The sequence below is a fragment of the Micromonospora sp. NPDC002575 genome (assembly GCF_042889525.1).
Taxonomy (GTDB): Bacteria; Actinomycetota; Actinomycetes; order Mycobacteriales; family Micromonosporaceae; genus Micromonospora; species Micromonospora carbonacea.
This window is the reverse complement of record NZ_JBIARA010000003.1, coordinates 322,350-336,647: the sequence shown is the minus strand read 5'-3', so window position 1 is coordinate 336,647 and position 14,298 is coordinate 322,350. Positions and strand designations below refer to the sequence as shown.

16 protein-coding genes and 1 pseudogene are annotated in these 14,298 nt (G+C 69.7%); 7 read left to right on the top strand and 10 right to left on the bottom strand.

Features of this window, described 5'->3' with window-relative positions; all coding sequences use genetic code 11:
* Positions 1-180 precede the first annotated feature (180 nt).
* Positions 181-618 carry a hypothetical protein gene (locus ACFYWL_RS07155; RefSeq protein ID WP_386968501.1) on the top strand — a complete coding sequence of 146 codons (438 nt, stop codon included), beginning with the start codon at positions 181-183 and terminating at the stop codon, positions 616-618.
* Positions 619-723: 105 nt separating this feature from the next.
* Here the strand turns inward: ACFYWL_RS07155 and ACFYWL_RS07150 are convergent, their stop codons facing one another.
* The 7 genes and pseudogenes from ACFYWL_RS07150 to ACFYWL_RS07120 all read right to left on the bottom strand — a co-directional run bounded on the left by ACFYWL_RS07150 (position 724) and on the right by ACFYWL_RS07120 (position 5,303).
* Positions 724-960, bottom strand: coding sequence for a hypothetical protein (locus tag ACFYWL_RS07150; protein WP_386968498.1), 237 nt, complete (start codon positions 958-960; stop codon positions 724-726).
* Positions 961-962: 2 nt separating this feature from the next.
* Positions 963-2,165, bottom strand: coding sequence for a helix-turn-helix domain-containing protein (locus ACFYWL_RS07145; RefSeq protein WP_386968495.1), 1,203 nt, complete (start codon positions 2,163-2,165; stop codon positions 963-965).
* Positions 2,152-2,322, bottom strand: a complete 171-nt coding sequence (locus tag ACFYWL_RS07140; RefSeq protein ID WP_386968493.1) for a hypothetical protein — start codon at positions 2,320-2,322, stop codon at positions 2,152-2,154. Before ACFYWL_RS07140 ends, ACFYWL_RS07145 begins: the two co-directional genes overlap by 14 nt.
* Positions 2,323-2,478: 156 nt before the next feature.
* Positions 2,479-3,606: a helix-turn-helix domain-containing protein gene (locus ACFYWL_RS07135; protein WP_386968490.1), complete on the bottom strand. Its 1,128-nt coding sequence runs from the start codon at positions 3,604-3,606 to the stop codon at positions 2,479-2,481.
* 387 nt (positions 3,607-3,993) lie between these two features.
* A pseudogene (locus tag ACFYWL_RS07130) lies at positions 3,994-4,266 on the bottom strand (hypothetical protein); the annotation flags it as partial.
* A gap of 422 nt (positions 4,267-4,688) precedes the next feature.
* Positions 4,689-4,961, bottom strand: coding sequence for a hypothetical protein (locus tag ACFYWL_RS07125; RefSeq protein WP_386968487.1), 273 nt, complete (start codon positions 4,959-4,961; stop codon positions 4,689-4,691).
* Positions 4,962-4,964: 3 nt separating this feature from the next.
* A complete protein-coding gene (locus ACFYWL_RS07120) occupies positions 4,965-5,303 on the bottom strand; it encodes a hypothetical protein (RefSeq protein WP_386968484.1) in 339 nt (112 codons plus the stop codon).
* Between the two features lie 150 nt (positions 5,304-5,453).
* Here ACFYWL_RS07120 and ACFYWL_RS07115 point away from each other — a divergent pair, with 150 nt between their 5' ends.
* Entirely contained in the window at positions 5,454-6,872 is a 1,419-nt protein-coding gene (locus ACFYWL_RS07115) for a helix-turn-helix domain-containing protein (protein ID WP_386968806.1), read from the top strand.
* A 3-nt stretch (positions 6,873-6,875) separates the two neighbouring features.
* On the opposite strand, the gene ACFYWL_RS07110 is transcribed toward ACFYWL_RS07115, so the two are convergent.
* Positions 6,876-7,442 (bottom strand): NUDIX hydrolase, encoded by a 567-nt coding sequence (locus tag ACFYWL_RS07110; protein ID WP_386968482.1) that lies wholly within the window; start codon positions 7,440-7,442, stop codon positions 6,876-6,878.
* Between the two features lie 409 nt (positions 7,443-7,851).
* A complete protein-coding gene (locus ACFYWL_RS07105) occupies positions 7,852-8,142 on the bottom strand; it encodes a hypothetical protein (protein WP_386968479.1) in 291 nt (96 codons plus the stop codon).
* 280 nt (positions 8,143-8,422) lie between these two features.
* Here ACFYWL_RS07105 and ACFYWL_RS07100 point away from each other — a divergent pair, with 280 nt between their 5' ends.
* Together ACFYWL_RS07100 and ACFYWL_RS07095 are read left to right on the top strand one after the other, a co-directional pair.
* Positions 8,423-8,749 (top strand): PadR family transcriptional regulator, encoded by a 327-nt coding sequence (locus ACFYWL_RS07100; RefSeq protein ID WP_386968476.1) that lies wholly within the window; start codon positions 8,423-8,425, stop codon positions 8,747-8,749.
* A 155-nt stretch (positions 8,750-8,904) separates the two neighbouring features.
* Positions 8,905-9,453: a hypothetical protein gene (locus ACFYWL_RS07095; protein WP_386968473.1), complete on the top strand. Its 549-nt coding sequence runs from the start codon at positions 8,905-8,907 to the stop codon at positions 9,451-9,453.
* A 127-nt stretch (positions 9,454-9,580) separates the two neighbouring features.
* On the opposite strand, the gene ACFYWL_RS07090 is transcribed toward ACFYWL_RS07095, so the two are convergent.
* On the bottom strand, positions 9,581-10,144 hold the full coding sequence (locus ACFYWL_RS07090) for a hypothetical protein (RefSeq protein WP_386968470.1): 564 nt from the start codon (positions 10,142-10,144) through the stop codon (positions 9,581-9,583).
* Between the two features lie 1,163 nt (positions 10,145-11,307).
* Here ACFYWL_RS07090 and ACFYWL_RS07085 point away from each other — a divergent pair.
* The 3 genes from ACFYWL_RS07085 to ACFYWL_RS07075 are packed head-to-tail and all read left to right on the top strand — an operon-like array spanning position 11,308 to position 14,290.
* A complete protein-coding gene (locus ACFYWL_RS07085; RefSeq protein ID WP_386968467.1) occupies positions 11,308-12,876 on the top strand; it encodes a replication initiator in 1,569 nt (522 codons plus the stop codon).
* On the top strand, positions 12,873-13,070 hold the full coding sequence (locus ACFYWL_RS07080) for an excisionase family DNA-binding protein (protein ID WP_386968464.1): 198 nt from the start codon (positions 12,873-12,875) through the stop codon (positions 13,068-13,070). Before ACFYWL_RS07085 ends, ACFYWL_RS07080 begins: the two co-directional genes overlap by 4 nt.
* Positions 13,070-14,290, top strand: a complete 1,221-nt coding sequence (locus tag ACFYWL_RS07075; RefSeq protein WP_386968462.1) for a tyrosine-type recombinase/integrase — start codon at positions 13,070-13,072, stop codon at positions 14,288-14,290. The genes ACFYWL_RS07080 and ACFYWL_RS07075 overlap by 1 nt, the downstream gene beginning before the upstream one ends.
* The last annotated feature ends 8 nt before the right edge of the window (positions 14,291-14,298 follow it).

The following is a 14,298-nucleotide window of genomic DNA, read 5'->3' as shown; positions in this document are numbered from 1 at the left end:
GTTAACCACCAGCGTCAGGACGGACACTCTGGGTAACGCTACATAGATGGTTGACAATCAGTCAACAAACGCGCCCACACATGCCGCCGATCCTCGATGCAGGTCGCGCCACCGCATCAACGGCCGACCAGCCGACCCGAAACCCGAGTCGGGACGACAACAGAGAGGTGGCCCTGAAACATGACCCCACGACGCAGCATCCGCACGGCACTCCTGACTCTGGCCCTGATGGTCGCCGGCCTCATCGCCGCGGCCGGCCCGGCTCAGGCCGCGGCAGCCGGCACCGCCCAGGCGTCCACCGGCGCCTCGGCCGGTTCCGGATCGTTCGTCCGCGCGGCGTACGACCCGGCGAAGTTCGGTGCGGCGACCCAGAAGGCGGCCAAGGTCACGCCCGTCGCGGGCGCGTCTCGGATGACCGCCGCCGCGCCCCTGCCCGGTTTCTGCACCCTCGACGGAGTCCAGGGCGCGACCTCCTACATCACCTGCTCGGTCGTGCAGCCGGCCACGGTGTACGTCCTCTGCAGCAGCGGGGCCATCTTCTACGGGTACCTTCCCGCTGCTGGGATCTACTCCCTGACGGCCACGCCGTGTTACGCCACGGCGTACTCCCTGGTCTGACGGGATCTTCAGGCAGTACGGGCGGCCACCCGAGTCGGGTGGCCGCCCCCGCGCACGCGGTGGGCGTCTCCCGACCCGCCCGACACCGCGCCTCCTGCCGTTGGGTCATCCACCGTCATCGACCCGGCGCGGGGCAGCCCGGTCGGGTTCCGTGGGGTGCCACAGGTGCACCTGTGTGGCGGCGCGCAGGACGTCGCGGGCGGCGGCAGCCGCCGGGCAGCCCGCCGTGCGGCAGACCGGGCAACGTCCGTCGGGGGCGGGTCGGTGCTCGCGCAGGACCCAGCGGGCGGTGAGGACGAGCCGGTTGCGGATCTGCGCCAGGGACAGGAACGGCGCGGTCACGCTCAGGTCACCCCGAGCGCGGCGGCGAGCTGGACGACCGTGGCCGGGGCGTGCGGGTCGCGGGCGACCTGGGCGACGATGTCGCGGGCGGCGGGGCGGTGGCGCACCTCCGCCGGCGCAAAGCGGTCGGCCTCGACCAGCGTGCGGGCGGCGCTGGCCGGATCGTCGGCGTGCAGGTAGGCGCGGGCGGCGTCGAGCAGGTGCGCCGCGCGGTGCTCGGCGGGCAGCCACCGCCACCCGTCCCGCGCGACCGTCTTCTCGTGCCAGGTGACGGCGTCGTCAGCGTTGCCGAGGTCGAGGGCGGTAGCGGCGCGGGCCAGGTCCACGGCGGTCGGCCCGAACGCGGTGCGATGGTGGTCGTGGCCGTCGCCGACGCGGGCGGCCATCGCGGCGGCCTCGTCGAGCAGGTCGGCGACCGTGCGGTCGTCGCCATGGCGGGCGGCGGCCAGGGCCCCCTGCACCAGCAGCGTCCCGCACAGCGACAGCTCCGCCGGTGCCGCGTCGTCGGGGTCCGGCGGGGCGATCCGGTACGCGGCGGCCAGCGCCGTCGACAACGCCGCCCGCACCCGACCGCAGGCGCGCATGACCTGACCGAGCTGCACCGTGGCGGCAGCCACCAGCACCGGGTCGCCGGTCGCGGTGAGCATCGCCCGGTCGGCGGCCAGCCAGGCAAGCTCGGCCTCGCCCAGCTTCACCAGCAGCGACGCGGTCAGCCGGTACGCCTCCACCACCGTCGCCCGCCCCCGCCCCGGATCGTCGGCATGGGCGCGCTGCGCGCCGGCCAGCAACTCCGGCAGCATCTCGGCCACCCGCGGATACCGCGCGTACTGGAAGGTGATCCAGGCATGCCCGACATCCCGCGCCACCCGGTCCGCCGGCACCCCCGGGCAGCCGACCACCGGGCGTCCCACCGCGATGTCGTACGTCGACAGCGCCTCCCGGATCCGCTCCACGCCCTCGATCCGCCCCGTCACCTCGGCGGGCCGGGCGTCGCGGCCCAGCAGGACAGCAGCGTCGATCCGCAGCACGGCGGCGATCTCGTGCAGGGTCGACACCCTGTCCAGGGAGCGGACACCCCGCTCGACCTTGTCCACCCAGCTCTTCGACTTGCCCAGCCGATCGGCGAACACCTGCTGCGACAACCTCCGCCGCCCCCGCCAGTACGCGACCCGCCGGCCCACGGGCAGCGACTCAAGACTGTCCACGACGCCACCGCCGGTCCGGCACGGCCTTGGTGGTCTCCTCGGCCGGTATCCGTTCGGCCTCGGCCTGCGCGAGCAGGCGTTGCTTGGCGGCCTCGTGCTCGGCCGCCTGAATCTGCTCACCCCGGCTCTGCGCCGACTCCCGCTTCTCACCACGCATCTGCTTCTCCTTGGGTAGGAGCGCGGCGGTGGTGCTCTGGGAAGGATCGACCACCGCCGCACCGAACAGAGGGCGCGGCTGCTGGCCGGAGCGGCACTTGTCCTACGAACCACGCCCGAGATCAGCATTCAGTGATCGAGCGGCTACGGTCGAGGACTAGCGCGTCTGCGATCTACGTGCGGACAGCGTGCGGACAGCGGCCTCAGCCTGGTCAATCAGGCTCACCGTTCGGGTCGCGTGCCCTAGTTTCTGCACCCGCTCATAGATGCTCAGCGCCTCGGCGACCTCTCCGGTGTCCGCGAGCGCCGCCGCGAGGCGCAGCAGGTAGGGCCCCGTCCACGCGGCACCGGCCGACTCCGCCGGCAGCCCGGCCAGCCCGAGCCGCAGATACTCGATGGCCTGCGCGTCCCGCCCGAGGAGCCGGTAGGCAAGCCCACGCTGCATGGCCAGGTAGTCCGCCGAGTGGAAGTAGATCCACGGCGGCTCCCGATCGGGTGCCTGACCGGCCGCCTCGTTCAACTCCACCGCCTGATCAAGCAGGCTGGCGACGGCATCCGCCTCACCGACCAAGGCGTGGCCACGGGCCTCCTGCTGGGCGGCGATAGCCCGCACCCCAGGGCTGGCCGGCTGCCGCAACGCCGCTGCGGAAAGGCCGATCAGCGGCCCGGACCGGCGCTCTGACCAGGCAAGATGCCCGCGCATGCTGAGCGCTGTGGCGATCATGTCCGCGTTGCCGGCCTCCGTGCCCCACTCCAGCGCCGTGCCGTACCACCGGCCCGCGAGGCGACGTCGGTCGCTCGCGGCGTACAGCCAACCGCCGAACTGGGCCCACTGCGCGGCAAGGTCGACCACCTGCGACCGAAGCGCACCCGAAGTCTCGGCAACCAACGTCGCCACCAGATCCAACTGGGTGCGAATCGCCGGAAGCAACGGCGTGGAGCCGAGAGTGTCTTCGAGCCGCCGATAGGCGGCAAGCATCTCCGCCAAGGCGTCCAGAGTCGCGGGGTCGACGCGGCGGGGATGCTGGGCGACGTAGGTCAGCCGCTCAGGATCACGCGGCGCGGGAGCCGGGTGCAGCATGCCGGACAGGAACCCGCCGGACTCAAGCACGTCATCGAGCCGCGCAGCCAGTTCCGTGGACGGCTGACGGCGGCCCATCTCCAGGTCATGCAGGTGCCCGCGACTGGACAAGACGCGCGGGGCGAGCTGCCGCAACGAAAGCCCTGCCGACATGCGGAGCCGGCGCAGCTCAGCACCAAATCGACCATCCGTGACGGGCGGCATCGCGACACTCCTCAGCGACAAGGACGGCGGCAGCGACTCGCCCACCGAGGTTCACAGGCGGGCCACCACTTCGGACGGTACACCCGACCTCACCTCTACGTAGCTGCGCGCAGATCCGTCCGTTGATCCGGCATGACGCTGGCGTTGCGATCCTGGTGATCTGATCGATCAGCTCGGCGGCGCGATAGTAACGGGTGAACGGAGGTGGTCCACTCGTGTTGCCAACGAAGGTAAGGACCGTCGCCGTTGCGCCCGGCGTCGATGACAGCCAGCAAGCAACAGCCGGTCACCTCGCCGTCACAGAATGGCGTGATCGATGGTGAGCACACAGGTGCGGTCGATACGAGGCGGAGATCGCGAAGTATCGACCCGGACGCGCCGTACCAGTCAGCGCGCACGGCCCATCAGGTCGACCAGGTTCGCCAACTCGTCCGTCATCGCCCGACGGCGACTTGTTGCGATCGACTCCACGATGTCCCGGGCGTACCGCTGTTGCCGTAGCCAGGTAGGCGCTGTGCCGCGCAACTGCGTCAGCACCGCTGTCGCCTTCCCGTACTGTCGCAGCTCCGCATAGGCCCATGCCAGATCCAGCCGATGCCGCCGCCACGCCGACTTGCTGATGGTCGGCACGGGCGAAACCAGCGCAGACAACTCCAACACTCACGCCTGCGCGTCGCAGTTTGCGCGAAACCGGGCCGTGAGTGACGGTCAGCGCATCCCCGAGTCCACCATGCCAAGAGCGACCCATGCCTCAGGGTGCGGGAGGCCGGCCATCAGTCTGAACGTTGATCATCCTGGTTGCGGTAGCACCCCTGAGGGCGCGATACGGACCCAGCGAGAAGGGCGGGTGCTGATCGTGCACCCGCCCTTCGGCTTGCCAAAGGCGCAGGGCTTCGACAAGGAGATCCCACTCCAGCTCGTGACTCATGGATGACTCATGATCTCCAGGAAGGACAGCAGTAAGGCCAGGTCCGACATCTCGGAACCTGGCCTTGACCTCGCCGTATTCAGTGTGGGCGATACTGGGATCGAACCAGTGACCTCTTCGGTGTGAACTCTCGGCAGGCCGGTCCGGTCGGGCGTCAACCGAGGTCGTCCGGCCTGCTGGGGTGGCTCAGGGGCGGGTTCGGTGGGTGGGGTTGCTGTACTTCGCTGCTGTACTGCTCGTCGACGAGGAACCGCCCGAAGTGGGCGCGTCGCTGTAGCCAGTGCTGGCGGTCGTCGCAGGGGTGAAGCCGGCCGCACCGGCACAGGCTCAGGGCCGATTCGGCGTGCTTGGTCAGCAGGATGTCCGCGTGGGCAACCTGTGCCCTGGCGTACTCGCGGAAGGCCGCCGAGGTGTAGAGGGCTCCCACCGGTCACCGCCTCGGCCTGGGAGCGTGGCGGCGGTGCCAGAGGGCTTCGGCAACGGCGTCCACAGGATCGATGTCCCCGGCCGCCAGGCGCTCGCGGGTGACGGCGATCCAGGGCGGTGAGGCGGGGGTGGCCTGACCGCAGGCGGTGCGCATTCCCTGCTGTGCGAGTTGGGCCAGCCGGCAGGGGTCGCGTTGGTTCTCGTGCCAGCAGCCGGCGACCACGCAGAAGCCGAAGCTGTCGGGTCGGTGGGCCTCCCAGAGGGCGCGGGCCAGCCGCCACAGCAGGCGGTGCTGGCAGTCGGCGGGTGGTTCCACGGGCGGGTTGTCGACATCGAAGGACATGCGCCGACCATCCCGTTCGGCGGCGGCCGGTTCCATGGCCAGCGGTCATGTCACGGTGACATGGGATGGCTCGACCAGCGCGAACGGTCGCCCTAGGCTGTCGACCTGAACACCTTGAGTAGTCGGAACGCGACGCTGGGAGCTGCCGTGCTGCTCGATCCGCTCGATCCCCTTCGGATTCCGGAGGAAGCGTGGTCGCACGGCGAGGTGCTGACCGTGCTGGCCGCCCGCGACATCGGCGGGCTGTTCCGCTGGATCACGAGTCTCACCGGGGCGAGTCAGAGCCGGATCGGGGCCGCCGTCGGGCTGGAACAGGGCTACGTCAGCCGGATCATGGCCGGACGCAAGGTCACCTCGATCGACGTCCTCGAACGGATCGCCGACGGCTGCCGGATGACCGACCAGGCGCGTACCACGATGGGCCTGGCACCCCGGCAGGCCGCACCACCCACCGACCCTGAACGGCGCGTTCCCGGCGAGCCGCCGTTGCAGCGGACCTGGCAAGACGACGTACGCAGTGCGACAGAGCTTTGGCGAGGTGACGTGAACCGTCGAGACGTACTCCGGCAGGTGGCCTTCAGCTCCGCCGGCTACACCCTGCCGGCGCTGCGCTGGTTCACCGCCCCCGACCCGGCCCCGGTCACCCAACCCGGCCGCAACACGGTCGGTCAACCGGAGATTGACACCATCCGCGCGATGACCGCGACCTACCGCCAACTCGACAACCAGTACGGCGGCGGGCACGCCCGCGACACCGTGGCCCGCTACCTCCACCAGGAGGTGACCCCACTACTCACCGACGGCCGGTACGACCACGCCACCGGGCAACGGCTGCTCAGCGCCGCCGCCGAACTGGCCCAGCTCGCCGGCTGGCAGGCGTACGACACCGCCGAGCACGGCATCGCCCAGCGGTACCTGACCCTCGCCCTGGACTTCGCCCACGCCGCCGGAGACGACGGCCTCGGCGCGGAGATCCTCGCCGCGATGAGCCACCAGGCCACCTACCTCGGCCACACCGCCACCGGCCTCGACCTCGCCCGCGCCGCCGGCCAGACCGCGCGCCGCGCCGGGGTTCCCGTCCTGACCGCCGAAGCCCACGTCATGGAAGCCCACGCCCTGGCCAAGGCCAACGACGAACGGGCCTGCGCCGCCGCCCTACACCAGGCGGAACAAGCCCTCGACCGGGCCGACCGCAGCAGCGACCCGCAGTGGCTCAGCTACTTCGACGAGGCGTACCTGTCGGCCAAGTTCGGCCACTGCTTTCACGCCCTCGGCCGCAACACCCACGCCGAACGCTTCGCCGCCCGCTCCCTGCGCATGGACAACCGCTACGTACGCGGCAGAGCCTTCAACCTTGTCTTGCTCGCCAGCGTCCACGCCCAGCAGGGCGAACCCGACCGGGCCTGCGCCATCGGCGCGGAAGCCCTGACCCTGACCGCCGAGCTTCGCTCCGCCAGAGCCGTCCGCTACCTCCGCGACCTTCAAGCGCAGCTTGCCCCGCACCGGCGGCTGCCCGCCGTCCGGCACTTCACCGGCCGCGTCGACGCCACCCTCGGCCGGCGGCGCTGACCGTCACAGCTCTTTCCGGGCCTTACGCGCGACCAGCTCCAGCACCGCAATCACCGTGCCGGCACCGACGATCCCACCCCGCGACACCAGCCCGTACGCCTCGTCGAGCGGAATCCAGGCGACCTGCTCCGCCTCGTTCACGTCCACGGGAGCGCCGACGTGCTCGGCATGCCGGGCCAGGAAGAGCAGGTTCTCGGCGTCGGCAGTGCCGACCCACGGTTGGAAGGACAGCAATAACTCCACCGCCTGGGGCCGCCAGCCGGTTTCCTCCTCGACCTCCCGCACCGCGCACTGCGCCGGCTGCTCCTGGTCGTCGACGTAGCCGCCGGGCAACTCCCACACCCACCGGTCGAACACGAACCGGTGCCGCCGCATCAACAACAGGCGCTCCCGATCGTCGAGAACGGCGACCATGGCCGACCGGGGAGCCCGGATCACGTACTGCTCGAAACGCACCCCGTCCGGCAACTCCACCTCGGCGATGCTCAACCGCGCTCGCCGGGTGTCGTCCACGACCCGTTCGCCGTGGATGGTCCACCGGGTCAGCTCCGTCGCCTGCTCCTCCACCACCCCGCCAGTATCCGCGCCGAACCCCCACCACGCGCCGCAGGCAACGCCTCCTGGCGCACTGCTCGGCCGCCGCCCAGCCGACGCGAGGACCCCGACACCGACCCCCGTCGGGGGGATGCGGTCTCAAGCTGTCGGTCGCTGCCAGCTGGTGGCGGCCCGCGTCGACGAGCAGGTGCAGGGCGTCGTTGGTTCACGTTCGCGGTCGACCCACGTCGACGCTCGCGCTGCCTTCTTGCTGCCTCGCCGCTGCCCGACGTCTCGCTTACAAGTTCTGGGCGCGCCGTCCGGCCGGGTCCGTCCGCGCCTCCGGGCTCTTGGCAACCGTCCGGCACCGGTCGGGAGAGGGGCGGCTCCGCCCGCGCCGATTGCTGTCATCGTTGCTGTCGGCAACGGCATCCTGGCCAGTCAGTCAGGCGGTCGTGTCGACACTGCCGCCATCGTCGAACCATGACGGAGCGGTGTAGAGGTCGACAACCTCGGCTGCCGGCACCTTGGCCACCACGACGCCGACGCGTCGTGGGTTGTTCGGTGTCCGCCAGTCGATCACCATCTGATCCTGCTCATCAGCGTCTGCCTCGACCAACACGTTGAACAGCAGTTGGCCGTTCTCTTCGCTGTACGCGTCAGCCGCCAACTCCATGACCCCGCCAGACCGCAGGGTCAAGATCCACCGACTGGGGATTCCCGCAGCGAACTCCACGGCAGCAGACACTATCTGTAACCGGCGTACAGGTCGACTCGTCCGTCGCCCACCAGGTCAGCCGCCCTCACATGGCGGCTGACCTGCTGTTTCTTCGGGTGCTGCTGGTCGTTGTCGGTCGTCTTTGGTCGGTGTTTGACCGCCCGGCGACGGCCCAGACGGCCCAGAGACGGCCCAGGAACTCTCCCGCCTGAGGAAGCTGACCACCTTCTCTTCCTGGCCCTGAGCCTGCTGGCGCCCAAGCTTGCGCCGCGCTTCTCTACCTATGTAGAGTTGTGACATGGCTAGTGAACCACGTATGACGCTTGCGACCCAGGCCGTCCTGCGCGTGTTCCTCGAAGATCCCCTGAAGCCTCGTTACGGCTTTGAGGTGGCTCGCGAGGCAGGCATCGCGACGGGATCGCTCTACCCGATCTTGGCTCGGCTTGAACAGGTTGAATGGCTTGAGTCTGCCTGGGAGGAGCACGAGGCTGTTGAGCCCGGGCGCCCCCGTCGCAGGTATTACCAATTGAGTTCCCATGGTGCGGCTTCGGCGAGGCTTGCTCTCGAACACGCCATCCGGCGCGTTACTCCCCGCTCGTGGCGGGCGGTGACTGGCGCAGCATGAATGCCGGATTCTGGGCGGGAATTATCATCGGCGCAATAGCTTCGATGGTTACTGCGGAACTGCTTGACTTAAGTGCGTGGGCCTCTCCGAGAGTAATTCGGTCTGCCGCTCGCCGGCTTCCGACTTCCGAGAGAGGCCGTTACGAAGAGGAGTGGTTGGCGGAGCTGCAGGCCCTCGATGGCCTTAAGCTCCTCAAGCTGGCGAAAGCTCTTGCGATATGGCGAGGCAGCTTCGCGCTGGATCGGGCTCTTGCCCCAGAGGCTTTGCGTCTTTCGACCTACCTGGCCCGAGTTTTCGAGTTCATCCCTTACGCATTCGGGTTGGCTTGGAATGCCAAAAGCATAAGGGTGGAAATCGAGCATGAATCTAAGGTAATCCGAAGTTCGGCGGCAACCCTTGTAGGGATAGAGTTCGCACGGCTTTTGCTGGGTTCATCGGCCAATGTCGTTGTTGATGAAGTGGCGGCTGGAGGGACTGCGCCGGCGCCTGGGATACCGGGCACCTACAGAATCGCTACAACGACAGAGGTTTCGGTCTCCGGCGAGGCTCGTGTAGCGGAATCGGTCATCGTCGCAGCAAAGATCGCCCAGTGGCTTGCTTACATGTTTGCGATCCTCGCAGATATTCGAGAGGGCGTAACCCTTCGCGATCTGCCTGCGCTGTTCAAGCCCGCTCGCTTTACAATCGACCGGCACGAGACCTGACCACTTCGGGCCCCGATGCTTCTATGAAGGTCAAGCTCCGCCGACGGCCATCTTGCGGCGGAGCTTGACCTTCGCGTCCCAGAGGAACCACCGGACCTCGATGAGCTGAGGCGGCAGTAGGACTGCCCTACCTGTCAGAAGCGACCCGCTTCGTCACACCCAGGTCAGAACGCAACATCTTCCGGAGGTTGAAGATTCTCGACCCGTCTCGTTGATCCGCGATGACCAGCAAAAACGCTTCCACGACATCATCTGGCGCATACAACTCAATTGCGTCAGCAAGATGCCCCAACTTGTCGTACAGGGGGGCCAGTTCTCGTCTAGCCGACTCGCCAGTCACTCGCAAACTCGCCAGTTGCTGTTCCTCTTCGGGTGACACCTCACCCCGGGCTTTCAACGCCGTCTTGGTTTCGGTCCAAGCCCGGTGGTAGTCGTCAAGCCGCCTACCTGCCGGCACCATGGCGTTCAGAATCCTGAGCAACTCCGCGTAGAGCTTGACCTTTTCGGACATGAGCATCATGTCTCGCTGATGTTGCGCCTGGACCTTCTCGGACATGAGCAAGATGTCTCGCTGATGTTGCGCCTGGTCTTTGGCCTGCTTCCTGTTGTTCCAGCCCTGAATCAGAGCGCCCGCCAAGGCTCCAGCCAAGGTCCCGACGACGGGAAGCGAAAGCTCCCACCACTTCGCCAAATCCCATCCCCCTTCGCGACCGACTTCGCCATATCATCGCGGGCCAAGGCAAGCCGTCGTCGAGCCGTCCCTTGTGGAGCGGGGCGTGCCGCCCACCGCTGTGTCAGGCGTGCCTTGACGCAGGTTCGGACGCTACCGGACGGACTGAGTCGGCTCTCGTGTCACGGACCGGGCCCCCGACGGGCACCGCCACAGTGGCGCAGTTGAACCAACCTTGGCCGGCGGGGACCCGGCTCCCGGGGTCGGAGCTGGCCACCGGCGGCCACCCCTCCCCCTCCCAGGTGAGCCGTTGACCTGACCCGGAGCGGCTGCGGAGCCGGCTCCTGGACGACCGGCATGCCCTCCGCGGACACCGCCCCCATGCTTGGGGCTTGCCGCGCGGACCCGGCGCGCGCCCTCTGTGCGCCGCGCTGCTCGGGCGCGGCGCGGCCGGCTGCCGGCGACGGACCTCCACCACTCTGAGCCACCCCCGTCTGCGGCGGCTCCTCCGGGCTTTCCGCTCTCCGCGCCAGCCGCCGGGCGTGTTGCGTGGCCGGAGTCGGAGCGCCAGCGGAGCGACGGGCACGCGCCCTGGCGGCGGCGCGTGCGGCCCGTTCAGGGCCGCCTTGAAGACGTACAGAAAGTCCTCCCACACCGGCCGGCAGCCGGCCGTCCCGCTTCGGCTGCGAAGTCACGACGGGTTGACGTGTCGGTACCCGGTGCTACTCTGGCCCTCGTCGAGCACGCCAGCGCGGCCTTCCCGCCGGATCGCTGAACTCGACTTCGGAGTTGCCGAGCGGCCTTCCTGCCGCTGACGCGGGGCACGTCCCGCCGGCTCTCGATCGCACCGGCCACTGCGCCGACCCGGAATCCGCTGACCGGCCCAGCACGGCCTTCCCCGCCGTCCACGATGGCCCTCGGATTCGCACACCTCGACGGGTGGGGATCGCCTGCGGCGACCAGCCGGTAGCCGACGACCAGGCACCCCACCCGTCCCGGCCTCACCAAGACCCAGGAACCCGGCTCAACGGCGGCACGCGGCCCGATGGCCAAACCCCGCCCTCCGGCGTGAGCCGCCCTCTCCGGCGGTGCCAGGAGACACCACGAACACCACCGACGGACACCGCTCCGGCGTCCGGTGACAGTTCGTCGCCCGTCCCCTGCCACCCCTTGAGGAGAGAACCGTGTCCACCCCGTTCACTCTCGCCGCCGGCCGTGACGCCCAGGCCCTGCACCGCGCCTCCACCCCGGACTTCTTCGGCTGGCTGGAGCACACCCGCGCCGCCGGTGCCTGCACCCGCCCGATCCGCCTGACCGGCACCCTCACCACCGTCGAACCCGACACCGGCCGCGTCCTGGCCGAGCGGCACACCGACGAGCTGCCCGACCGGACGCTCTACAAGGCGTGCGGCAACCGCCGTGCCGCCCAGTGCCCCGACTGCGCCTGGGTCTACGCCGGTGACGCCTTCCAGGTGGTCCGCTGCGGCCTGACCGGCGGCAAGACCGTCCCCTCCACCGTCAGCGCGCATCCGGTGGTCTTCGCCACCTTCACCGCGCCGTCCTTCGGCCCGGTGCACCACCGGCACATCCCCCGACACACCTGCGCCGGCCGTCGGCGCTGCGACTGCCGGCCGGCACCCTGCCGCGCCCGGAGTATCGCCGGCACCTGCCCGCACGGTCGGCCCGCGGCCTGCTTCACCCGCCACGACGCCGACGATCCGCAGCTCGGTCGACCGCTGTGCCTGGACTGCTACGACCACAACCACCAGGCCGTCTGGAACTACCTCTCGGGGGAGCTGTGGCGGCGCACGAAACAGGCCATCGAACGGCATCTCACCGCAGTGTGCCGCCGGCGCGGCATCCCCCACGTCCAGGTCGTCACCGACTCCGGCCGGGTTCGGCGGGTGCCGCCGGTGCGGGTGTCGCACGGGAAGGTCGCCGAGATGCAGCGTCGGGGCGCGGTGCACTTCCACGTCCTGCTGCGCCTCGACGGCGTCGACCCGCACGACCGGCACGCCCTGGTGCCACCGCCGGCCGGCGTCACCGTCGATGATCTCGACGCCGCCGTCCACGCCGCCACCCGGCAGATCACCGTCACCACCCCGTCGCACCCCGACCGGCCGCAGGGCTGGCAGGTCGCCTGGGGTGAGCAGGTCGACGTACGCCGCATCGGCGTCAGCGACGGCGACGTGACCAACGCCAAGGTGGCCGCCTACCTCGCCAAGTACGCCACGAAGTCCACCGAGGTCACCGGCCACTGCTCCACCCGACTCACCCCGGACACCGTCGACACCTACGCCGACCCGGAAGGCGACCACCTCGCCCGCCTCATCGACGCCTGCTGGCGACTCGGCCGCCCCACCCACGCTCCGAGCACCAGCACCACCGACACGACCGGCAAGCGTCAAGCCGCCCTTGACACCACACCGAACGAATACGCCGGGCTGCGCCGATGGGCGCACATGCTCGGCTACGGCGGCCACTTCCTCACCAAGGCCCGCCGCTACTCGGTCACCTTCGGCCTGCTCCGCGACACCCGCGCCGCCTACCGCCGCACCGAGCACACCGACACCGCCGATAGCGACGACACCGCCGGCACGGTCACCGTCGGCACGCTGGCCTTCGTCGGCTCCGGCTGGCTGACCGACGGCGACGCCCTGCTCGCCAACACCGCCGCCGCCCAACGCCGCGAACGCCACCGCATCGGCCGCCACGAACTCGCCCACGAGGCGTGGTCGGGGGTGGCGGCATGACCCGGCACCTCACCCCGCGCTGGTACTCGCCCGCCGAGGTCGCCGTCCTGCTCGGCTTCGGCCTGTCCAAGGTCAAGATGAAGATCGCCTCCGGCGAGCTGCGCTCCATCAAGGACGGCAAGTACCGCCGCATCCTGCCCGAATGGGTCGACGACTACATCCGCGAACAGGTCGAACGGCAGGAGGCCGCCTGATGCCCGGACGCACCCGCGCCAACGGCGAAGGCTCGATCTTCCCCTACCGCAACGGCTTCGCCGCGTACGTCTGGGTCACCAAGCCCGACGGGAAGCGCACCCGCAAGTACGTCTACGGCAAGACCCGGGAGTCCGTCCACGATAAGTGGATCAAGCTGCACCAGCAGGCCAAGGCCGGACCGGTGGCGACCAACGTCCCGACGGTCGGCGGCTTCCTCACCTACTGGCTGACCGAGATCGTCCAGCCGAACCGGACGCCGCTGACCTTCGCCACCTACGAGACGTTCGTCCGGCGCTACATCGTCCCCGGCCTCGGGGGAAAGCGGCTCGACCGGCTCCAGCCCCGGGACGTGCAGACCTGGCTCAACCAGGTGGCCCGCACCTGCCAGTGCTGCGCCCAGGGCAAGGACGCCGCCCGCCGGACGGAGAAGCGTCGGTGCTGCGCGGTGGGCCTCTGCTGCCAGGCCGCCCCGTCGCCCCGGACGGTCAGCGACATCCGGGCCGCGCTGCGGGCCGCCCTCACCCACGCCCAGGCCGAAGACCTCATCACCCGGAATCCGGCCGTGCCGGTCACCCTGGCCACGGTCCGCCGTCGGCGGGGCAGGTCCTGGTCCAGCGACGAGGCCCGTCGGTTCCTCGAATCGGCCCGCGCCGACGAAGACCCCCTCTACGCCGCGTACGCCCTGGTCCTCGTCACCGGCCTGCGCAAGGGCGAAGCCCTCGGTCTGACCTGGGCGGACGTCGACGTTGACGCCGGTGAGCTGACCATCGGCCGGCGACTGCAACGGGTACGCGGACAGCTCCTGCACCGCGACACCAAGACCCAGGCGTCCGACGCCACGCTGCCCCTGCCCGACATCTGCGTGGCCGCACTGAAGCTGCGACGCGAACAACGCGACGAGGCACGGGCGACCGCCGGGAAGGCGTGGCACGAGAACGACCTCGCATTCACCACCCGCTACGGCACGCCCATCGAGCCGCGCAACTTCCAGCGTTCCTGGCAGACGCGGTGTGACCGGGCGGGCGTCCGGCCGATCACCATTCACGACGCCCGCCGGACCTGTGCCACCCTCCTGGCCGACCTCGACGTGCACCCACGGGTCGCCATGCAGATCCTTCGGCACGCCCGATTCTCGGTGACGATGGAGATCTACACCCAGGTCTCGTCCACGGCGACCCGGGAGGCCCTCAAGCGCCTCGGTGAATCACTCGGGCACTGACGAGAACT

What these genes read in the sequence shown, in the direction of transcription:
- ACFYWL_RS07155 (WP_386968501.1), top strand. Translation starts at nt 181, where the DNA reads ATGACCCCACGACGCAGCATCCGCACGGCACTCCTGACTCTGGCCCTG.
- ACFYWL_RS07140 (WP_386968493.1), bottom strand. Translation starts at nt 2,322, where the DNA reads ATGCGTGGTGAGAAGCGGGAGTCGGCGCAGAGCCGGGGTGAGCAGATT.
- ACFYWL_RS07135 (WP_386968490.1), bottom strand. Translation starts at nt 3,606, where the DNA reads ATGCCGCCCGTCACGGATGGTCGATTTGGTGCTGAGCTGCGCCGGCTC.
- ACFYWL_RS07120 (WP_386968484.1), bottom strand. Translation starts at nt 5,303, where the DNA reads ATGTCCTTCGATGTCGACAACCCGCCCGTGGAACCACCCGCCGACTGC.
- ACFYWL_RS07100 (WP_386968476.1), top strand. Translation starts at nt 8,423, where the DNA reads ATGGCTAGTGAACCACGTATGACGCTTGCGACCCAGGCCGTCCTGCGC.
- ACFYWL_RS07080 (WP_386968464.1), top strand. Translation starts at nt 12,873, where the DNA reads ATGACCCGGCACCTCACCCCGCGCTGGTACTCGCCCGCCGAGGTCGCC.
- ACFYWL_RS07075 (WP_386968462.1), top strand. Translation starts at nt 13,070, where the DNA reads ATGCCCGGACGCACCCGCGCCAACGGCGAAGGCTCGATCTTCCCCTAC.